At 42.0% G+C, this 20,515-nt stretch carries 18 protein-coding genes; 10 read left to right on the top strand and 8 right to left on the bottom strand.

The window, feature by feature from the left end:
* Positions 1-82: 82 nt before the first annotated feature.
* On the bottom strand, positions 83-2,530 hold the full coding sequence (locus tag L1D50_RS11905) for a TonB-dependent receptor (RefSeq protein ID WP_239966094.1): 2,448 nt from the start codon (positions 2,528-2,530) through the stop codon (positions 83-85).
* A 174-nt stretch (positions 2,531-2,704) separates the two neighbouring features.
* Between L1D50_RS11905 and L1D50_RS11900 the strand changes: the two genes are divergently transcribed.
* The gene (locus L1D50_RS11900) at positions 2,705-3,229 is read left to right on the top strand and encodes a YaeQ family protein (protein ID WP_128728191.1); all 525 of its coding nucleotides are present in this window, start codon (positions 2,705-2,707) and stop codon (positions 3,227-3,229) included.
* A 62-nt stretch (positions 3,230-3,291) separates the two neighbouring features.
* Here the strand turns inward: L1D50_RS11900 and yfaE are convergent, their stop codons facing one another.
* The 5 genes from yfaE to ubiG form a co-directional block, all read right to left on the bottom strand.
* Positions 3,292-3,564: a class I ribonucleotide reductase maintenance protein YfaE gene (yfaE, locus tag L1D50_RS11895; protein ID WP_128728190.1), complete on the bottom strand. Its 273-nt coding sequence runs from the start codon at positions 3,562-3,564 to the stop codon at positions 3,292-3,294.
* A complete protein-coding gene (gene nrdB / locus L1D50_RS11890; protein WP_102056861.1) occupies positions 3,564-4,694 on the bottom strand; it encodes a class Ia ribonucleoside-diphosphate reductase subunit beta in 1,131 nt (376 codons plus the stop codon). Before nrdB ends, yfaE begins: the two co-directional genes overlap by 1 nt.
* A gap of 52 nt (positions 4,695-4,746) precedes the next feature.
* Positions 4,747-7,032, bottom strand: a complete 2,286-nt coding sequence (gene nrdA, locus L1D50_RS11885) for a class 1a ribonucleoside-diphosphate reductase subunit alpha (RefSeq protein ID WP_138522182.1) — start codon at positions 7,030-7,032, stop codon at positions 4,747-4,749.
* Between the two features lie 355 nt (positions 7,033-7,387).
* Positions 7,388-8,035, bottom strand: a complete 648-nt coding sequence (locus L1D50_RS11880) for an HAD-IA family hydrolase (protein ID WP_239966093.1) — start codon at positions 8,033-8,035, stop codon at positions 7,388-7,390.
* Entirely contained in the window at positions 8,032-8,742 is a 711-nt protein-coding gene (ubiG, locus tag L1D50_RS11875) for a bifunctional 2-polyprenyl-6-hydroxyphenol methylase/3-demethylubiquinol 3-O-methyltransferase UbiG (protein WP_128728187.1), read from the bottom strand. Before ubiG ends, L1D50_RS11880 begins: the two co-directional genes overlap by 4 nt.
* A 265-nt stretch (positions 8,743-9,007) precedes the next feature.
* Between ubiG and gyrA the strand changes: the two genes are divergently transcribed.
* The 9 genes from gyrA to pyrF all read left to right on the top strand — a co-directional run bounded on the left by gyrA (position 9,008) and on the right by pyrF (position 19,506).
* Positions 9,008-11,680 (top strand): DNA gyrase subunit A, encoded by a 2,673-nt coding sequence (gene gyrA / locus L1D50_RS11870; RefSeq protein WP_128728186.1) that lies wholly within the window; start codon positions 9,008-9,010, stop codon positions 11,678-11,680.
* A gap of 217 nt (positions 11,681-11,897) precedes the next feature.
* Positions 11,898-12,980 carry a 3-phosphoserine/phosphohydroxythreonine transaminase gene (serC, locus tag L1D50_RS11865; protein WP_138522176.1) on the top strand — a complete coding sequence of 361 codons (1,083 nt, stop codon included), beginning with the start codon at positions 11,898-11,900 and terminating at the stop codon, positions 12,978-12,980.
* Positions 12,980-14,260, top strand: a complete 1,281-nt coding sequence (gene aroA, locus L1D50_RS11860) for a 3-phosphoshikimate 1-carboxyvinyltransferase (protein ID WP_239966092.1) — start codon at positions 12,980-12,982, stop codon at positions 14,258-14,260. Before serC ends, aroA begins: the two co-directional genes overlap by 1 nt.
* Positions 14,261-14,514: 254 nt before the next feature.
* Positions 14,515-15,231 carry a (d)CMP kinase gene (gene cmk, locus L1D50_RS11855; RefSeq protein WP_128728183.1) on the top strand — a complete coding sequence of 239 codons (717 nt, stop codon included), beginning with the start codon at positions 14,515-14,517 and terminating at the stop codon, positions 15,229-15,231.
* A 96-nt stretch (positions 15,232-15,327) separates the two neighbouring features.
* Complete coding sequence (rpsA, locus tag L1D50_RS11850) at positions 15,328-16,995, top strand: 30S ribosomal protein S1 (protein WP_128728182.1); 1,668 nt, start codon at positions 15,328-15,330, stop codon at positions 16,993-16,995.
* Between the two features lie 61 nt (positions 16,996-17,056).
* Positions 17,057-17,347 carry an integration host factor subunit beta gene (gene ihfB, locus L1D50_RS11845; protein ID WP_010377033.1) on the top strand — a complete coding sequence of 97 codons (291 nt, stop codon included), beginning with the start codon at positions 17,057-17,059 and terminating at the stop codon, positions 17,345-17,347.
* 17 nt (positions 17,348-17,364) lie between these two features.
* Positions 17,365-17,628, top strand: coding sequence for a LapA family protein (locus L1D50_RS11840; RefSeq protein ID WP_128728181.1), 264 nt, complete (start codon positions 17,365-17,367; stop codon positions 17,626-17,628).
* Positions 17,629-17,630: 2 nt separating this feature from the next.
* Positions 17,631-18,767, top strand: a complete 1,137-nt coding sequence (locus L1D50_RS11835) for a lipopolysaccharide assembly protein LapB (protein ID WP_239966091.1) — start codon at positions 17,631-17,633, stop codon at positions 18,765-18,767.
* A gap of 28 nt (positions 18,768-18,795) precedes the next feature.
* On the top strand, positions 18,796-19,506 hold the full coding sequence (gene pyrF, locus L1D50_RS11830; RefSeq protein WP_128728179.1) for an orotidine-5'-phosphate decarboxylase: 711 nt from the start codon (positions 18,796-18,798) through the stop codon (positions 19,504-19,506).
* 37 nt (positions 19,507-19,543) lie between these two features.
* Here the strand turns inward: pyrF and L1D50_RS11825 are convergent, their stop codons facing one another.
* Entirely contained in the window at positions 19,544-20,242 is a 699-nt protein-coding gene (locus L1D50_RS11825; RefSeq protein WP_239966090.1) for a hypothetical protein, read from the bottom strand.
* On the bottom strand, positions 20,232-20,515 hold a 284-nt coding region (locus L1D50_RS11820), incomplete at its 5' end, for a hypothetical protein (protein WP_239966089.1). The genes L1D50_RS11820 and L1D50_RS11825, both read right to left, overlap by 11 nt.

The following is a 20,515-nucleotide window of genomic DNA, read 5'->3' as shown; positions in this document are numbered from 1 at the left end:
GTAGTAAAATATAAATAATCCAAATAAAAAAGCTACCCACAAGAGGTAGCTTTTTGGCTTCTATAAAAGAAAGGAATCGGTATTAAAAGTAGCCTCTGATACCAAGCTTGATATTACGACCTGGAAGTGGAGCTTGCTCTTTAATAAACGAGCTATGCACAAAGCCTAGCTCATCTGTTAGGTTATCAAGGTTAACATAACCAACTATGTCACTGCCCATAAACTCAAAGTCATAGTTAAAAGACATATCCACTAACGTGTAGCCTTTAGTTTCACTTTCATAGCTTGCGATGTTGTCTTGCTTGAAGTAATGCGTCACCGTGAAATTAGCTGTTAAGTTCTCGTAACTGTGTTCGTAATCAAGACCTAGCTTGTTGCTTGGGATACGTGGTAAATATTCGTCGTTATCTAACTTCGCTGTTAGTGAGTCACCAAACACTTTAACGCGTGCAAAGTTGCTTAATTTGTAATGGGCATCAAACTCAAGACCATATAGTTTGGCGTCACTGCTTTCAAACTTAAACACTGGAACAGCGCCTTCATGTTCATGATCTGCCACTTCTAAACCGTGCTCTGGACTATAGATATAGTCTGTTAATGCCTGATAGTAGAAGTTTTCGATGTCGTTGTAGAAGAAGTTAACGGTATAACCAAAGTCACCTGAGAACTTTCTAAAGCTGATGTCTAAGTTGTTTGATGTTTCTTGTTCAATATCTTGTGGCTCAAAGTGTAAATGATCGCCTTCTAGCTCATAACCAAGTCCTAGTTCATAGGTGCTTGTTGCGATATGAATGCCATTTGAAAGCAATTCGGCGGTTAATGGTGCTCGCTCTGAGCGAGATAGCGAAACGGCAACGTTTTGACCTTCAGCAAAGTCGTATACACCACCAATAGATAAGCTAAGATTGGTCATTTCTAGGTCATAGGAAATAAACCCATTATCTAAGTTTCCACCATGGTCGTGATCATGGTCGTGTTCACCTTCGTGGTCATGATCTTCTTCGTACGCTTCCAGTTGGTTACCTTTGCTTGATAACTGGTAGTCTTCAATACGAGCACCTAACTCAAGTGTGAAGTCTCCAAAGCGACGTTCTTCAAGGATATAAAGTGCGTGCGTTTTGGTATTGGTCGATGGCGTGAAAGCTTCTGCACCGTTTGCGGCGTAATCGCTGTCGGAGAAATGATAACCAACAGTGCCGTGCCAATCTCCTAAGCGGTGTTCCGCCGTTAAGCGTAACTCAGTTGTATCATTTTCAAATACAGTGCCAATACTTCCATCTTCAATTTCAGCGTGTTCATAATCTGTGTAACCCACGCGTAGACCAATAGATTCAAGCCAATCACTATGCACTGCATAATTTACAAGCCCTTGCCAACGATCTTGCTTTACTCGAGCAAATACGGATTCTTCTTCGTGGTCATGTCCTTCGTCTTCATGTTCGTGATCATGGTCATGACCAATATGAGAGTGAGCGGGTATGCCATAGTCCGTATCAACACGGCCATAAGAGAAACCAACAGTCAGATGATCGCCAACATAACTTGTACCTAAGTTAAATTGCTCGGAGTCGATAAAAGTATTGTCGACGCGATTGGCGTACTCTGTTTCATGCTCTTCTGCGTCGTGGGCATGCGCTTCGCCTTCATGTTCATGCTCGTGTTCTTCATGTTCGTCGTGCGGCAGCGCAAAATTTGGGGTTTCATAATCACCACCTTTACGCTTAACGCCATCGAAATGGAAGTTAAAGCCGTCAAAGCCGGATTCTAATAACATCGCAAAGGTATTGGTATTTGAGTTGGTATCATGGCTGTAGTCGGCAGCGCCTTGGAGGCTATCGATTACGTCTGTAGGAATACGATTATCAACGACATTAACCACACCACCGATTGCACCTGAGCCGTAGAGTAGGGTTGCAGGGCCTCTTAGCACTTCAATTTGCTGCGCGGCTAGCGAATCATTAGTGTTGGCGTGATCCGGACCAACGCGCGAGGCGTCGCTACTGTCTAAACCATTTTGCGTAATTTTTACGCGAGGACCATCTAAACCACGGATAATAGGACTTGAACTAACCGGACCAAAATAGCTGGCATTGATCCCAGGTTGGCCTTTTAGTGTTTCACCTAGCGTTGGTTTTGCATGATTTTTTAACTCATCACCACTTAACACACTGACAGGAGAAGTCATTTCCATGTTATTTTTGTGTAGAGCAGAAGAGTAAACAACAATGCTCTCGACAGATGTTGGTTTTAATTCGACTCGAACAAATCCTTGGGCTTCATCTACATCTACACGCTTATCAAGATAATTAGGCTTAGTAACGTGTAATTGAGAATCAGCATCTATTTCAATGGTAAATTGGCCATTCTTATCTGATTTAACTGACTTGCTTTTGCCATGTAGGTGGATGGTTACATTACTAAGTGGTTGGTTGTTTGCGTCAACAACTTTACCTGTTAGTTGTGCAGCATAAGCTGGCGCTGCACCGATAATTGAAATTAATGCGCTGGCGATAAGAGACTGCTTAAACATATTTTATTACCACGAGTTAGATTATGTATTGAACGAGTGAGCCTATTTGGCAACTAGGGTGATAATATAACACTACAAATATAGTGGATCAATAACGTTATACTATAACTTGGGTGTTGTTGAAATTGGAATTGCAGCTATAGTTAAGGAATAAGTCAAAATGGGCACAACATTATGAACAAGCCATTTGTTTTCAAGGCAAGGATTAAGGTTGCTGACTTATTTCATCATAGCCATCATGAAGAAGTTTTTACTACAGCTATGTTGTCAAAAGAAAGTAGCGAACACTTTGCGATGAAATTGCTCGGGATCTGTGCGCTGTCTTTTGATAAGCCTGCAAAGTGGAGTAAGACGGAGAAAAAGTATTGGCCCGATGTATGGCTCGAAGATGAAAACGAACAAATTGAAGTCGCTTTGTTTATTGGCACTTACGAGGTTGAAGAGATACTTAAGTATGAAAAGCTTTATACTAAGGTCGTGGTGTTGTGTGCCGACGGTGAGCAATGGTTTGAAGAGCGTCGAGTGCAGTTACAGTTTATTGGTTCACTATCTGTGTTTAGTATTCCGGCTGTCTTTGTGGCTGATTTGTGTGAAATGCTGACACGAAGTTTGCATTGGGATGTGATTCTTGAAAATGGGGCGCTGAGTATTACTGATAACGAGCACTATATTCGTGCTCAAATTACCAAGCTGATTTAACGCAGTGATAAGGGACAACGGCTGCGGTTAGAGAACAAAGTATTTTTTTGAATTCATGCTATCTAGGGCAACTCTATTTTAATATGGCTTGTGGGTCTGCTACAGCACAACAAAATTTCTCCATCTCTCACAAAAGCAAGTGGTTCATTAGCGTATTGTGTTTGTCCTTCGATGAGCTTAGCGCGGCAAGCGCCGCAAAAGCCCTCACGGCATTGATAGGGGACTTCAATATTTGCGGCTTCAAGGGTTTCGAGTATCGAAGACGAAGAAGCCACATATTCCAGTGGCTCCTCAATATTCTCAACCTGAATTAGGAAGGGTGGCTTTTCAACCATTACAGGTCGAAGTCGCCAAAGTCAGAGGCATCGACTTCAGAGTCGATTTGTCCAACAAGGTATGAGCTGATCTCTGCTTCCTGTGGTGCAACCTGAACATTGTCAGACACCAGCCAAGCATTGATCCACGGAATAGGGTTTGATTTAGTTTCGAATTGCGTTGGTAAACCAACTGCTGACATACGAATATTTGTGATGTACTCGACGTATTGACACAAGATATCTTTGTTCAGACCAATCATCGAACCGTCTTTAAATAGATACTCAGCCCATTCTTTTTCCTGCTCAGCGGCCTCAACAAACATCTTAATTGCTTCTTCACGACATTGCGCTGCCACGATAGACATTTCAGGATCATCTTTACCTTCTTGCATGATATTCAGCATGTGCTGTGTACCAGACAGATGTAGCGCTTCATCACGTGCGATTAGCTTGATGATTTTCGCATTACCTTCCATAAGCTCGCGCTCAGCAAAAGCAAACGAACAGGCAAAACTTACGTAGAAACGGATTGCTTCTAAGATGTTTACAGACATGATGCAAAGATATAGGAGCTTTTTAAGTTCAAACAAGTTAATGACGACCGTTGTGCCGTTAATTTCATGTTTGCCTTCGCCGTACTGATTGTAAAGGCTTACTTTTTCAATCAGTTCGTCGTAGTACTTGGTAACTGCATCCGCCCGTTCAACAATTTTGTCATTGCCCACGATGTCATCAAAGATCAATTCTGGATTTTGCGTTACATTACGAATAATGTGAGTGTAAGAGCGACTGTGAATAGTTTCACTAAATGCCCAAGTTTCGATCCAGGTTTCAAGCTCAGGAATGGAGACAATCGGTAAAAGCGCAACGTTTGGAGAGCGGCCTTGAACACTGTCTAGCAATGTTTGATATTTTAGGTTGCTCAAAAAGATATGTCTTTCGTGCTCAGGAAGTGCCTGAAAGTCCAACCTATCTTTACTTACGTCTACTTCTTCTGGACGCCAGAAAAACGATAGTTGCTTTTCAATTAGCTTTTCGAAAATAGGAAACTTCTGTTGGTCGTAGCGAGATACATTAACAGTCTGTCCAAAAAACATCGGTTCTTTTAATTGGTCGTTATGATTTCTGCTAAACGTAGAATATGCCATAAATGTGTTACTCAATACCTAAAAAAGCGGGTGAAGACCACCCGCATAAAAGTTATATCTTACAAGCGCCGCCTTCACAACCATCGTCTTCTGCTTCTGGTTTTAACTCATCTTGAGCATCTGAAGCACCGTCACGGGTGTTATGGTAGTAAAGAGTTTTAACACCAAGTTTGTATGCGGTGAGTAAGTCTTTTAGCAATAGCTTCATAGGAACTTTACCCGCTTCAAACTTACTTGGATCATAATTGGTATTTGCAGAGATAGTTTGATCGATGAACTTTTGCATAATACCAACTAATGCAAGGTAACCATCGTTAGATGGAATATCCCAAAGTAGCTCATAGTTATCTTTGAGGCGGTCGTACTCTGGTACTACTTGCTTCAAGATACCATCTTTACTCGCTTTAACACTGATATGACCACGAGGTGGTTCGATACCGTTTGTTGCGTTTGAAATTTGTGATGATGTTTCAGATGGCATCAAGGCAGACAACGTTGAGTTGCGCATACCGTGTTCTTGGATACTTGCTCTTAGTGAATCCCAATCCAGATGCAATGGCTCTTCGCATACTTTATCAAGGTCACGCTTATAAGTATCTATTGGCATAATACCTTGTGAGTACGTCGTTTCGTTAAATTTAGGACAAGCGCCGCGCTCTTTTGCCAATTCATTCGAAGCTTTCATCAGATAGTATTGAATGGCTTCAAATGTTTTATGTGTTAGGCCGTTAGCGCTACCGTCGGAGTACTTAACGCCATTCTTTGCAAGATAATAAGCAAAGTTAATCACACCGATACCTAGTGTACGGCGTCCCATCGTTGCATTGTACGCAGCAGGTACGGGGTAGTCTTGATAGTCTAATAAGTTATCAAGTGCGCGAACCGCAAGCTCTGCTAACTCTTCTAACTCGTCTAGAGACTTGATGGCACCCAAGTTAAATGCGGAAAGCGTACATAGTGCAATTTCACCTTCAGGGTCGTTTACGTGGCTTAGAGGCTTAGTCGGTAGTGCAATTTCAAGACATAGGTTTGACTGGCGGATCGGTGCAACCTTAGAGTCAAACGGACTGTGTGTATTACAGTGATCAACGTTTTGTAGATAAATACGACCAGTGCTCGCACGTTCTTGCGCAAACATTGAGAATAACTCAATCGCTTTAATGCGTTTCTTACGGATAGACTCATCTTGCTCGTACTTAACATACAGTTCTTCGAATTTATCTTGGTCTTCAAAGAATGCGTCGTAAAGACCAGGCACATCTGATGGACTAAATAGCGTGATATAGTCGTCTTTAATTAGGCGGCTATACATGGTTTTGTTGAACTGCACGCCATAATCCAAATGACGCACACGGTTCTCTTCAACACCACGGTTATTTTTTAGTACTAATAGGTTTTCAACTTCAAGATGCCAAAGCGGGTAGAATAGGGTCGCTGCGCCACCACGTACACCACCTTGAGAACAGCTTTTAACAGCCGTTTGGAAGTGCTTATAAAACGGAATACATCCTGTGTGATACGCTTCACCATTTCTGATTGGGCTACCTAGCGCACGAATACGACCAGCGTTAATACCGATACCAGCGCGCTGACTGACGTATTTTACAATCGCAGAAGAAGTTGCGTTGATTGAATCTAGGCTATCAGCACATTCTATAAGTACACATGAGCTAAACTGACGTGTCGGCGTACGAACACCCGCCATAATTGGCGTAGGCAATGAAATTTTGAATGTTGAAACTGCATCGTAGAATCGCTTTATGTAATCTAGACGCGTTTCTTTCGGGTAGTTTGCAAACAGGCTAGCAGCTACAAGAACATATAAGAACTGAGCACTTTCGTAGATCTCACCTGTTACGCGGTTTTGTACAAGGTATTTACCTTCCAACTGCTTAACAGCTGCATAGCTGAAGTTCATATCTCGGCTATGATCGATGTAGTTGTTTAGCTCATCAAACTCTTCTTTTGTGTAATCGGTAAGAAGATGCTGATCATAGCGCTTGTCTTCAACCAGCTTTACCACATGGTCGTGTAAGTGCGGCGGCTCAAAACAGCCATAGGCTTTCTTACGCAAGTGGAAAATAGCCAAACGAGCGGCTAGATACTGATAATCTGGAGACTCTTTTGAGATCAGATCGGCTGCAGCTTTAATAATCGTTTCGTGGATATCACCAGTACGAATACCGTCATAAAACTGGATGTGTGACTTTAATTCAACCTGAGAAACTGAGACGTTATCTAGGCCTTCTGCCGCCCATGTAATGACACGATGGATCTTATCTAGATCTAACGGTTCTTTGCGACCGTTTCTTTTGCATACAGATAGCTGTTGGTTCATGTTATGTGCCTGTATTCCTTAGGAACGCGCTTTAGATATCGCACGAATATAAAATTGTTTAGCAAACCACCACTATATATGGTGCCCTAGTGGCTAGGGATCACAAGATAGTGGGGTTGACGTTAATTTGCAAGAGAACAACTCGGGCAGAATTGTGGATAAGTTTGGGATAATTTACTTATGTAAGTATCCACTAACCTATGACAATCCACTTATCTGCTCACAAAGAAAAATCAACAGAAAGATGACGCTTTTCAGCAAAAATAAAAAAAAATTCTAACTGATTTTTTTCTACACAAATTCGTATCTATTATAGCAAAAACACAATATATGGTGTTTTATTTTTCTATCAACACTAAATATGCGATAGCGTGTCTAATGGGTTAGTAAGATAGAGATCCGCATGCCAAGACTTTGCTTCGGCTTCAGATGGAATGAACCCCCACATTGCTGCTGCACTAATCATTTTTGCAGATTTCGCAGCAATGATATCTCGCTCAGCGTCGCCAACATAAATACACTGCTCAGGTGGGACCCCCAATTTTGATGCCACTAACAGTAAAGGCTCTGGATGAGGCTTGGCCACCGCCAGTGTATCTCCGCATACTACTGTCTCGATCTTTGCAAGTTCAGGGATCTGCTTTAGTAGCGGAAGTGTTAAAAACTCAGGTTTGTTTGTCATGATCCCAACCTGAATCTCTTTTTCTGCAAGTGCCGCTAATAACGCACCAATCTGCGCAAAGCATTGGGAATGTACTGACAGGTTCGCAAGGTAGTAATCGAGTACCCCCTGACGTAATACCTGAGTATCGTAGCGCTGTAATGACTCACCAAACCCTACTTGCAACATCGCTGCTACGCCGTTTGAAATCGCACTGCTATACACCTGTTTGCCGACAGTAGGCATTTTGTTAGCAGTTAAAACGTGGTTTAGTGCAGCGCCCAAGTCATCACTGGTATCCAGCAAGGTGCCGTCTAGATCAAATAGTACCGCTTGGATCATACTAGCTTCTCAAAGTGTAGAATGTAGTTAACCGAAACGTCTTTAGTTAAGGTAAATGTTTTGCCGATAGGGTTGTAGTTAATCCCTGTTGCCGCTCTAACTTTGAGGTCGTACTTTTCAGCCCAAGCTATTAAGGTAGACGGGCGAATAAACTTATCATGCTCATGCGTGCCTTCAGGAACCATTTTAAGCAGTTTTTCAGCAGCGACAATAGCCAGTAAATACGCTTTTGTGGTCTTGTTTAAGGTAGAAAAAAATACATGACCGCCGGGCTTAACTAATTGTGAGACAGAACGAATAATGGATTCTGGATCTGGTACGTGTTCTAACATTTCCATGCAAGTTACTACATCGAATTCGCCATGGTGCAAGGCTGCGAATTCTTCTACTGGCACTTTTTGATAGTCTACTTTAACGCCGACCTCTAGCGCGTGAAGTTTTGCGACATTGAGCGGTTCTTGTCCCATATCGATACCGGTTGCATTTGCGCCCAGCTTAGCCATGCTTTCTGTTAAAATCCCACCACCACAACCGACATCCAATACTGTTTTTGCAAATAGGCCTTCACATTTATCGTTAATAAAGTCCAATCTCAATGGGTTAATATCGTGTAATGGTTTGAATTCTCCCTCTCGGTCCCACCAGCGCTCTGCTATTTCTTCAAATTTAGCGATTTCATTAGGGTCTACATTTTGATGTTCGGTCATAAAAAACTTCCTCGTCGAATTGAGCGCATTATAAAGGGGATTAGATAAAAATAGCACCTGTAAAACGGTAAAAAGTGTGTTAGCATGCTTGACGAATTTTATAATAAACAAAGCCCCCGCTGATACTCTGAGGCAATTCGGCTATTTTTCGAAGCGCGTTTAATTGGCGCTTCAGCAGAAAAAGCAATTTGATATTCAGATAGCATCTCAACACAAGTTGTAGTGTGACACAAAAGGGGTGGACACTGAAGGAAAGTGGAGTCAAATGTCTGATCTCGCCAATGAAATCCTGCCAGTCAATATCGAAGATGAATTAAAAAATTCATACCTAGATTATGCAATGAGTGTAATCGTAGGTCGTGCATTACCTGACGTACGTGACGGCCTAAAGCCAGTTCACCGTCGTGTATTGTTCGCGATGAATGAACTTAAAAATGACTGGAACAAACCATATAAAAAGTCAGCTCGTGTAGTTGGTGACGTAATCGGTAAATACCACCCGCATGGTGATAGCGCGGTTTACGATACTATTGTACGTATGGCTCAGCCTTTCTCTCTACGCTACATGCTCGTAGATGGACAAGGTAACTTTGGTTCTGTCGATGGTGACTCTGCAGCTGCGATGCGTTATACCGAAGTACGTATGGCGAAAGTCGCTCACGAGTTACTTGCTGACCTTGAAAAAGAAACCGTTGATTATGTACCAAACTACGATGGTACAGAGCAAATTCCAGATGTGTTACCAACTAAAGTGCCTAACTTATTGGTGAATGGTTCATCTGGTATCGCGGTTGGTATGGCGACCAATATTCCGCCTCACAACTTAACCGAGGTGATCAATGGCTGTTTGGCTGTGATCCAGAATCCAGACATCACTATTGAAGAGTTAATCGACTATATTCCGGGTCCAGATTTCCCGACAGCCGCCATTATTAGCGGTAAGAATGGCATCGAACAAGCCTATAAAACAGGCCGTGGTAAGATCTACATCCGTGCGAAAGCTGAAATCGAAGTTGATGAGAAGACTGGCAAAGAAACTATCATCGTTCATGAAATTCCTTACCAAGTTAACAAAGCAAGACTAATCGAAAAGATTGCAGAGCTTGTTAAAGATAAAAAGGTTGAAGGGATCAGTGCACTACGCGATGAGTCGGATAAAGACGGTATGCGTATCGTTATTGAGATCAAGCGTGGTGAAGTAGGTGAAGTTGTACTAAACAACCTATACGCTCAAACACAACTACAAACTGTGTTTGGCATCAATATGGTTGCACTAGATAATAACCAGCCTAAGTGTTTCAACCTGAAAGAAATGCTTGATGCGTTTATTATTCACCGTCGTGAAGTCGTAACGCGTCGTACTGTATTTGACCTGCGTAAGGCGAGAGACAGAGCGCATACGCTTGAAGGCCTCGCAATTGCGCTAGCCAATATTGACCCAATCATTGAGCTTATTCGTAAGTCACCAACACCAGCAGAAGCAAAAGCAGCGCTAACCGCACGAGCTTGGGATCTTGGTAACGTTAAATCAATGCTTGAGCGCACTGGCGAAGAAAATGTTGCGCGTCCGGACTGGTTAGCGGAAGAATTAGGGATCCGTGATGGTCAGTACTATTTGTCTGAGCAACAAGCCCAAGCAATTCTAGACTTAAGACTACACAAATTAACGGGTCTTGAGCACGAGAAAATTCTAGCAGAATACAAAGAACTGCTCGATTTAATCGCTGAGCTACTGTACATCCTTTCTACTCCAGAGCGTTTGATGGAAGTGATCCGCGATGAGTTAGTTGAAATCAAAGAAACGTATGGTGATGAGCGTCGCACAGAGATCACTGCTGCTGCGCACGATATTAGTTTAGAAGATTTGATCAACGAAGAAGACGTTGTCGTTACGCTTTCTCACGAAGGCTATGTGAAGTATCAACCTCTAAGCGATTACGAAGCTCAGCGCCGCGGTGGTAAAGGGCGATCTGCAACTAAGATGAAAGATGAAGACTTTATCGAACGTCTACTCGTTGCAAATACTCACGATACAATTCTGTGTTTCTCTACTTCTGGCCGCTTGTATTGGTTGAAAGTTTACCAGTTGCCGCTTGCATCACGTGCTGCGCGCGGTAAGCCAATTGTTAACTTGTTACCACTCGAAGCTGATGAGCGTATTACGACAATTTTACCAGTTCGTGAATACGAAGAAGATAAGTTTATCGTCATGGCGACGGCAAGTGGTATCGTTAAGAAAACACCTCTGACAGCATACAGTCGTCAGCGTGCAAGTGGTATTATTGCTATCAACTTGAACGAAGGCGATAGCCTGATCGGTGCTAACATTACCACAGGCGAAAATGACATCATGCTATTTACTGAGCATGGTAAAGTTGTGCGCTTTAATGAGAAGCAGCGAGATTCAGAAACAGGTGAAGTAAAGCGTGATCCTGAAACTGGCGAAGAAATGTTGGCGTTACGTCCGATGGGTCGTACAGCAACAGGTGTTCGTGGTATCAAGATGCCAGATGACGTGAAAGTGGTATCACTAATCGTACCACAAGGCGATGGTGCAATCTTGACCGTAACTGAAAATGGTTATGGTAAGCGTACACCGCTTGAAGAGTACCCAGCGAAGAGCCGTGCAACACAAGGTGTTGTGTCAATCAAAGTAACTGAAAGAAATGGTTCTGTGGTCGGCGCGGTTCAAGTTGATGACAACGATGAAATCATGCTGATCTCAAACCGTGGTACACTAGTTAGAACGCGTGTAAACGAAGTTTCTACGGTAGGCCGTAACACTCAAGGTGTTATTCTGATCCGTACGATGGAAGAAGAAAAGGTAGTTGGTCTTCAACGCATCGAAGAAATTGAAGTGGACGAGTTGCCTGAGGGTGAAATTGTTGAGGCTGAGGGTGAAGCGACACCTGCAGTTGATTCAGACACAGAAGAATAACACAATCTTATCTGTAATATAAAAAGCGACTTCGGTCGCTTTTTTTCTTTATGTCAGTTTTTTCAATCTATCCCTCTATGACAATAGCTCGAACCCTGATAAATTAAGGCTACGAACTATCCAGCTTTTGCTTGGGCAACTCACTGTTCATTCAAAAAATATGATAACAATTCGTCGATAATTTGGATGGGCTAGTTTATTAGGAATGAGGAAAAATATGACGGTTTATAATTTTTGCGCGGGTCCTGCGATGTTACCTGTTGAAGTTATGAAGAAAGCGCAAAAAGAATTTTTAGATTGGCAAAATTTAGGCGTGTCGGTGATGGAAGTCAGCCATCGCTCAGCGCCTTATTTGGAGATGGCGAAGCAGTGCGAGGCCAGCTTACGTCGTTTGATGAATATCTCTGATGAATTTGAAGTGTTGTTTATGCATGGCGGTGGTCGTGGTCACTTTGCTGCTGTACCGCTAAATCTACATGTAGATGGTGTACCAGGTGTATATATCGAAAACGGTATCTGGTCTACTGGCGCGACAAAAGAAGGTGGGAAGTTTACGCAAACGCATGCAATTAATATTCGTACTGACGAAAATGGTCAATTCGATATTTTACCTGTCTCTGAGTGGAAGCTACCAGAGAACGCTTCATTTATTCACTATTGTCCAAACGAAACTATCGACGGTATCGAAATATTTGACGTTCCAAAACATTCAAGCGCACCGATTGTAGCGGATATGTCTTCCAATATTTTATCTCGTGAGATTAACGTCAATGACTTTGATTTGATTTATGCTGGTGCGCAAAAAAATATCGGTCCTTCAGGGCTAAGTATCGCTATTGTGCGTAAGACGTTATTGAAGCGTGAAGGGTTGCCAAGACCTGCCATTCTTGATTACGCCATTGAGGCTGATCAGCAAAGCATGTACAACACACCACCGACATTTGCATGGTATCTAGCGTTTGAGGTATTCAAGTATCTTGAAAGCATTGGTGGTGTTAAAGCCATGGAAGCGCACAATCAAGAAAAAGCGGCCATTTTGTACGATTACATCGATGGCTCTGGCTTCTATTCAAACAAAGTTGCAAAACATTGTCGCTCGTTAATGAACGTACCATTTTGGTTAAACGATGACAGCCTAAATGCAAAATTTTTGGCAGAGGCAGAACAAAACGGTTTAATTGCACTTGAGGGCCACCGTTTTGTCGGCGGTATGCGTGCAAGCATCTATAACGCTATGCCAATTGAAGGGATAAAAGCGTTAGTTGCATTTATGGATAAATTCGCACGGGAGAACAGTTGATGGAACAGTTGACCCTCAAGCCTATTACTAAAGTCGGTGGCAGTGTAACGCTACCTGGCTCTAAAAGCTTATCAAATCGTATTTTGTTGCTTGCGGCATTGTGCGAAGGCACGACAAAAGTGACGAATTTATTGGATAGCGATGACATCCGCCATATGTTAGGTGCACTGTCTCAATTAGGCGTTGAAGTGACGCTAGAAGACGACAACACGGTGGCACTTGTCAAAGGAAATGGTGGCAACTTTATTTCCCCCGTTGAGCCGTTATTTTTAGGCAATGCTGGTACTGCGTATCGGCCATTAACTGCTGTGCTTGCTGCTATATCCGGTGATTATGAACTGATTGGTGAGCCGCGAATGGAAGAGCGCCCAATTGGCCATCTTGTTGATGCCATGCAAACGCTTGGTGCAGATATTCAATATCTCAAAAACAAAGACTACCCGCCGTTAAAAATTGCAGGTAAGCAACTTGCTGGTGGAGAAGTTGAGATTGACGGCAGCATCTCAAGCCAGTTCTTGACTGCATTATTGATGGCTGCACCGCTTTTTAGTGGCGATACGAATATTGCGATCAAAGGTGAGCTGGTTTCAAAGCCTTATATTGATATTACCATTGGCGTGATGGCGCACTTTGGGGTTCATGTCGAAAACCATGATTACCAGCGTTTTGTGGTAAAGGCTGGGCAGCAGTATCAATCTCCTGGAACACTTATGGTCGAAGGGGATGCATCATCTGCCTCTTATTTCATTGCTGCAGCGGCAATTGCAGGCGGTGAAATTGAGATCAAGGGAGTGGGTAAACAAAGTGTGCAAGGTGATATCGGCTTTGCCAAAGTGATGGAACAAGTCGGAGCAAACATTGATTGGCATGACGAACGTATTGTTGTGCGAAAAGGTGAGTTAAATGGTGTGGATATCGATGCTAATGCTATCCCCGATGCGGCGATGACGCTTGCAACCGTAGCGCTATTCGCAAAAGGTAAAACCGCAATTCGTAATATCTACAATTGGCGTGTAAAAGAAACCGATAGGTTAGCTGCGATGGCGACTGAGCTAAAGAAAGTAGGTGCAGAAGTGGTAGAAGGGCACGACTTTATCGAAGTTACACCACCGGCTAATTTTAATTTTACGGATGTAGATACATACAATGACCATCGCATTGCGATGTGTTTTTCAATGGTGGCAGTAGGTGGTCAAGCTATAACGATTAATGACCCTAAATGTACGGCAAAAACTTTCCCAACCTATTTTTCAGTGTTAGAAAGCATTAGCCAGTATTAATCTCATCAAAGGTGTTGAAGATGTTCAGCACCTTAAAGCCCTCTCTAAAATAATCAATCATAACAAAGTCAAATACGCGTTTGGTTGGCTGAATTTTATTCAGTCAAAGCTAGTCCGCACCTGACATTTAGCACCTTTCGCTGTACTAATAATTTGAGATATAACAAAAAATGACAGGTAAATAAGGATATATTCAGCAAATTGACGTATACTATGCGCCGTCAAATTCAGGTGAGCATTTTTAGGAGGTCTAAATGCAGGCAGCTATGCCAGTTATCACCGTCGACGGCCCAAGTGGTTCAGGCAAAGGAACTGTTTGTCGCTTGTTAGCTGAAACATTAAATTGGGAAGTGTTGGATAGCGGCGCGATTTATCGCGTGCTTTCGTTAGCTGCATTACACCACCAAATAGCAACTGATAACGAAGAGGGCTTGGTCCCACTTGCAGCTAATTTGGATGTACAATTTTCTATCGATAAAGAAACTAAAAAAAGTAAAATTGTACTTGAAGGTGAAGATGTCACTAATACCATTCGCAATGAAGAAGTCGGCGCAGCAGCGTCAAAAATTGCGGCATTACCACGAGTCAGAGAAGCATTGTTAAGACGTCAACGTGCTTTTAGAACTGAAGTTGGCTTAATTGCAGATGGACGTGATATGGGAACAGTGGTGTTCCCTGATGCAGAGCTTAAAATTTATTTAACTGCAAGCGCTGAAGAACGTGCTCGCAGGCGGTTTGTTGAGTTGAATGAGAAAGGCCATGATGTTACACTAAGTGGTCTGTTAGAAGACATTAAAGCTCGCGATGATCGCGATATGAATCGCAAGGTTGCCCCATTAGTTCCTGCCAGCGATGCGGTAGTTGTTGATACAACTGAGTATAATGCTGAACAGGTATTCGAACAGGTTATGTCTTTTATTCAAGACGCCATTGTGGCAGGTAAGCTTCCAAAAAGTTGTTTACCTAAATAATTTTTAATGACACAGGCAGGAAGCTAGTGTTTATTTAACAACCCCATGCAGCATGGTTGCTAATTGGTAATTTAACTTTATAGAGACGTATTTAGTATGTCAGAAAATTTTGCGCAGTTATTTGAAGAAAGCCTACAGGGTTTTGAAGTTGAGCAAGGCTCAATCGTTAAAGGTACAGTAATCGCTATCGAGAACAATGTTGTTCTTGTTGATGCTGGCCTTAAGTCTGAAAGTGCAATCCCTGCAGAGCAATTCAAAAATGCTGCTGGTGAACTAGAAGTTGCAGTTGGCGACGAAGTAGATGTAGCACTTGACGCTATTGAAGACGGTTTCGGTGAAACTATCCTTTCTCGTGAGAAAGCGAAGCGTCACGAAGCATGGATCCGTCTAGAGAAAGCATGTGAAGAGCACGAAACTGTTGTTGGTATGATCAACGGTAAAGTTAAAGGCGGTTTCACAGTTGAAGTTGATTCAATCCGTGCATTCCTACCTGGTTCACTTGTTGATGTACGTCCAGTTCGCGACACAGCTCACCTTGAAGGTAAAGAGCTAGAGTTCAAAGTTATCAAGCTAGACCAGAAGCGCAACAACGTTGTTGTTTCACGTCGTGCTGTTATTGAATCTGAGAACTCACAAGAGCGTGAAGAGCTTCTTCAAAACCTTGTTGAAGGTCAAGAAGTTAAAGGTATCGTTAAGAACCTTACAGACTACGGTGCATTCGTAGACTTAGGTGGTGTTGACGGTCTTCTACACATCACTGACATGGCTTGGAAGCGTGTTAAGCACCCTTCAGAGATCGTGAACGTAGGTGACGAAATCAACGTTAAAGTACTTAAGTTCGACAAAGAGAAGACTCGTGTTTCTCTAGGTCTTAAGCAACTTGGCGAAGATCCATGGGCTGCTATCGCTGGTCGTTACCCAGAAGGTGCTAAGCTTACTGGTCGTGTAACTAACCTAACTGACTACGGCTGTTTCGTTGAAATCGAAGAAGGCGTTGAAGGTCTAGTACACGTTTCAGAAATGGATTGGACTAACAAGAACATCCACCCTTCAAAAGTAGTTTCACTAGGTGATACTGTTGAAGTTATGGTTCTTGAAATCGACGAAGAGCGTCGTCGTATTTCTCTAGGTCTTAAGCAGTGTAAAGCTAATCCTTGGCAAGAGTTTGCTCGTCTTAACAACAAAGGCGACCAAGTTTCTGGTAAGATCAAGTCTATCACTGACTTCGGTATCTTCATCGGTCTTGACGGCGGTATCGACGGTCTTGTACACCTATCTGACATCTCTTGGAACACTCCAGGCGAAGAAGCTGTACGTGAGTACAAGAAAGGTGACGAAATCACAGCTATCGTTCTACAAGTTGACCCAGAGCGTGAGCGTATCTCTCTAGGCGTTAAGCAAATTGACGCTGATCCATTCACTAACTACCTAGACGCCAACAAAAAAGGTGCTATTGTTAAAGGTAAAGTGACTGAAGTTGATGCTAAAGGCGCAACTGTTGAGCTGATCGAAGGCGTTGAAGGTTACATCCGTGTAGCTGATATCGCACAAGAGCGTGTTGAAGACGCGACAGCTGCTGTTTCTGCAGGCGACGAAATCGAAGCTAAATTTGTAGGTGTTGATCGTAAGAACCGTACTATCAGCCTATCAGTTAAAGCTATCTACGAAGCTGAAGAAAAAGAAGCACTAGAGAAGCTTAAGAAAGATGAGCCAGCGTTCGAAAACGCAATGGCTGCAGCTTTCAAAAATGCTCAAAAAGACTAATTAATCGGTCTTTAAACTAGGAGGGGCGTTTAGCCCTTCCTTTTACACTAAAGGAAACATTATGACAAAGTCTGAATTGATAGAACAACTTGCACTGCAGCACGCTCACGTTCCTGTTAAAGATGTAGAGAATGCGGTAAAAGAAATCCTTGAACAAATGGCTGGCTCATTATCAGACTCGGAGCGTATCGAAATCCGTGGCTTTGGTAGTTTCTCGCTTCACTTCCGTTCTCCTCGCACTGGCCGTAATCCTAAAACGGGTGAGACAGTAGAGCTGGATGGTAAATATGTACCACACTTTAAGCCTGGCAAAGAGCTGCGCGATAGAGTAAACGAAAGCTTAAATAATTAAGTCTAACGGAGCTAAACTTGGTTGCAGTATTGAAAAAAGGATTAGCTGTTGTTGCCATACTGATTGCATTTTTAGTTGGGACACAAAATCCACAAGTTGTTAATGTCAATTTTGTAATTGCAAGTGCAGAGTTACCACTGGCAACCTTAATGAGTATTTGCTTAGCTCTTGGGATAATTATTGGTTTACTTGTAACAGCGTCGGTTTTATCTAAGCTTAAATGGCAAAATCATCGCCTAAAAAAAAGTAATAGTAAGCTTAGCCAAACAGCCGAACGCTAGTTATGATCGAACTGCTGTTTTTATTATTACCTGTAGCCGCCGCTTACGGTTATGTTATGGGTAAAAATAGTGCTAAGAATCAAGCCTTAGAGCAAAGTCGACAAATTACCTCAGAATATAGTAAAGGCCTGAAATTCCTGTTGGATAGGGAAGAAGACCAGGGCCTTGAACATCTCACTAAATTACTAGAAGTCTCGGCAGACTCCGTCGATCATTATTTAACACTTGCATCGCTTTTTAGAAAGCGGGGAGAGTTAGATAGAGCGATAAAAATTCATGAGTTACTACTTAAACAACCTAATCTAGATGAAGAAGTGGTTAAATCCTGCCGCTTAGAGCTTGCTCAAGACTACATCTTAGCAGGTCTGTTGGATAGTGCAGAGGAACACTTAGTCATCCTTGTAAAGCTAGGGTTTAATGATGCTCTCGATCCTATTTTAAACCTATACTCTCAAACTAGAGATTGGCGAAAGGGCGTTCATATGTATGAAGCGCATCCTGAGCTTTTTAAAAAGTCTTCTCATTGCGCCACGATTGCAAACTTTTACTGTGAAGCCGCAAATCAAGAAAAGAATCCGAGTCTATTCGAAAAAGCAACGTTACTTGCGCATGAAACAGTAAGACCCTTGTATGAAATGGGTAAAGATGCATATAAACATGATGATTACGTGAAGTGCATATATTATTGGCGAAAGCTCGTGAGCCAATTTGTATTTATGGCGCCACTTGTAATAGAAGACCTTGAATCCTGTTATGTTAAATTAAATATTCATGATCAATTCTTTGAGTTAGTCTCAGAGTTATTAGAAAAAGGAGGTGTGCTGATCAGAATTAAGTTTTGCCAAGGATTAGTCCAAAAAGGTCATATTTTTGAGGCAATAGAGTTTCTAACTGATAGTTTAAAGCGTGAACCATCAATTAGGGGCTTTAGTTATTTGCTGCAACTCATTAGCGGCAAAGATGCTAAAATAGACCACGTACTACAAGAAATAGATAAATTGGTGAAGTCTTATATTGCAACTAAGCCAAACTATCAATGTGGTCATTGCGGGTTTACAAGTCATACTATGTATTGGTTATGTCCCTCCTGCAAACATTGGGAGTCACTTGCTCCAAGCCGTGGGTTAGACGGTTTTTAAGTTTATAATTTGGCCAAATAGGGTAACTATGTCGACACAAGATTTAAAAAAGGTTTTGATTGCGCTTGATTATGATAATGAAGAAGCTGCATTATCATTTGTTTCTCAGCTCTCACCTGACGAATGCCGATTGAAAGTAGGTAAAGAGATGTTTACCTATTTTGGCCCTCAGTTTGTAAAAAAACTGGTAGATATGAATTTTGATGTATTCTTAGATCTAAAATTTCATGATATTCCAAACACGGTTGCAAAAGCAGTAACTGCTGCGGCTGAGCTAGGGGTGTGGATGGTAAACGTTCACGCCAGTGGTGGTCATGAAATGATGTCAAAAGCAAAAGAAGCGTTGGTAGCTTACGGTGATAAAGCGCCACTACTTATTGCTGTGACCGTACTAACTAGTATGGATCAAGGACAATTATTAAAGCTTGGAATTGAAAAAACGCCCCAAGAGCAAGTGCTATATCTAGCAAAATTAGCGAAAGAATCAGGCCTAGACGGCGTAGTTTGTTCTGCGCAAGAAGCCGAGCTGTTAAAAGCTCAACTCGGTGAAGAATTTAAACTTGTAACACCTGGGATCCGACCTGCAGGCTCTGATGCTGGCGATCAAAAACGCATTATGACACCTGAAAAAGCAGTTAAAGCGGGGAGTGATTACCTCGTGATAGGACGCCCGATCACTAAAGCTGAAGATCCTACTGCTATGCTAAAGGCGATTAACAGTAGCATAGCCGAGATTTAAGTTGCAAAGCCAACGTTATATTCACGTTGGCTTTAATTTATTGTCCAAGTCGTGTATCGCAACTATAAGCGAAGTAAAACTCCTCCGGAAGATATTGAGCATAGACCTTCGTCCTGTTGTGCTTATTGATATACCACTCACCCATGAACGTGTAATTTGGGTCATCGCTAGTTATGAAATTAAACTTCTCTAGCTTTGTTTTATTAGTCGCTCCAACTTTTAGCGTCAGGGAGTTGTCGTTAAGTTTGTAGTTTCCTCTTGCCAGAAAGTCATATCCTATATTACTCTCAGTTTGCTCAGTTGCTCTCGCTATCACTACATTCTTGTTTGTCCGTATACAAATTTCATAAAGAAGGGATTTATAACCATATTGTTCATATACAATTGATAAAATACCTTTTGTTAACTCATTCGTAGAATACGGAAATGCGGTACTAGATGAGTCACTAGTACCAAAAGAATCACTAGTACCAAAAGAATCACTAGTACCAAAAGAATCACTAGTACCAAAAGAATCACTAGTACCAAAAGAATCACTAGTACCAAAAGAGTCACTAGTTCCAAAAGAGTCGCTAGTTCCAAGCGAATCAATCATGGTATTATTGGTTTGGGTTACACTTCCGTGTAACTCTTGACTAATTCCATCACTAATTGTTTCAGCAGCAGATGCAATTGATTGTACAGTGCTTGCTAAAACCACTGTAGTAGGTAAAACAGCAAATAAATTAAATTTCACGATCTGTCCTTACAATACTTAAAATTTCTGTTTTTATCTTTGTTACTATTTCACATAGTATAGGTTTTATATTTAAGAAATAATCCTCCTTTTTATCCTCAGGTATATGATTTGTATGGTTGAATACTCCAAAAATGATGTACTTAAAGCTGCCAGATAAGACGAGCATAACCTCTCTTTCATTTGAATTTGACTCTAAATCACTGATGAAATTAGAAAGTACTGATTTTAATTCATTTAATGTGCGAGTCTTTTTTAAATCCTTGATAAGAA

The sequence above is a fragment of the Pseudoalteromonas sp. Isolate6 genome (assembly GCF_022398435.1).
In the GTDB taxonomy this organism is placed as follows: Bacteria; Pseudomonadota; Gammaproteobacteria; order Enterobacterales; family Alteromonadaceae; genus Pseudoalteromonas; species Pseudoalteromonas galatheae.
The sequence above is the reverse complement of the archived record's forward strand: the minus strand, read 5'-3'. Positions and strand labels throughout refer to the sequence as shown.

What these genes read in the sequence shown, in the direction of transcription:
- nrdA (WP_138522182.1), bottom strand. Translation starts at nt 7,032, where the DNA reads ATGAACCAACAGCTATCTGTATGCAAAAGAAACGGTCGCAAAGAACCG.
- serC (WP_138522176.1), top strand. Translation starts at nt 11,898, where the DNA reads ATGACGGTTTATAATTTTTGCGCGGGTCCTGCGATGTTACCTGTTGAA.
- gyrA (WP_128728186.1), top strand. Translation starts at nt 9,008, where the DNA reads ATGTCTGATCTCGCCAATGAAATCCTGCCAGTCAATATCGAAGATGAA.
- L1D50_RS11905 (WP_239966094.1), bottom strand. Translation starts at nt 2,530, where the DNA reads ATGTTTAAGCAGTCTCTTATCGCCAGCGCATTAATTTCAATTATCGGT.
- L1D50_RS11835 (WP_239966091.1), top strand. Translation starts at nt 17,631, where the DNA reads ATGATCGAACTGCTGTTTTTATTATTACCTGTAGCCGCCGCTTACGGT.
- aroA (WP_239966092.1), top strand. Translation starts at nt 12,980, where the DNA reads ATGGAACAGTTGACCCTCAAGCCTATTACTAAAGTCGGTGGCAGTGTA.
- rpsA (WP_128728182.1), top strand. Translation starts at nt 15,328, where the DNA reads ATGTCAGAAAATTTTGCGCAGTTATTTGAAGAAAGCCTACAGGGTTTT.
- yfaE (WP_128728190.1), bottom strand. Translation starts at nt 3,564, where the DNA reads ATGGTTGAAAAGCCACCCTTCCTAATTCAGGTTGAGAATATTGAGGAG.
- ihfB (WP_010377033.1), top strand. Translation starts at nt 17,057, where the DNA reads ATGACAAAGTCTGAATTGATAGAACAACTTGCACTGCAGCACGCTCAC.
- L1D50_RS11880 (WP_239966093.1), bottom strand. Translation starts at nt 8,035, where the DNA reads ATGATCCAAGCGGTACTATTTGATCTAGACGGCACCTTGCTGGATACC.
- ubiG (WP_128728187.1), bottom strand. Translation starts at nt 8,742, where the DNA reads ATGACCGAACATCAAAATGTAGACCCTAATGAAATCGCTAAATTTGAA.
- pyrF (WP_128728179.1), top strand. Translation starts at nt 18,796, where the DNA reads ATGTCGACACAAGATTTAAAAAAGGTTTTGATTGCGCTTGATTATGAT.
- nrdB (WP_102056861.1), bottom strand. Translation starts at nt 4,694, where the DNA reads ATGGCATATTCTACGTTTAGCAGAAATCATAACGACCAATTAAAAGAA.
- L1D50_RS11900 (WP_128728191.1), top strand. Translation starts at nt 2,705, where the DNA reads ATGAACAAGCCATTTGTTTTCAAGGCAAGGATTAAGGTTGCTGACTTA.
- cmk (WP_128728183.1), top strand. Translation starts at nt 14,515, where the DNA reads ATGCAGGCAGCTATGCCAGTTATCACCGTCGACGGCCCAAGTGGTTCA.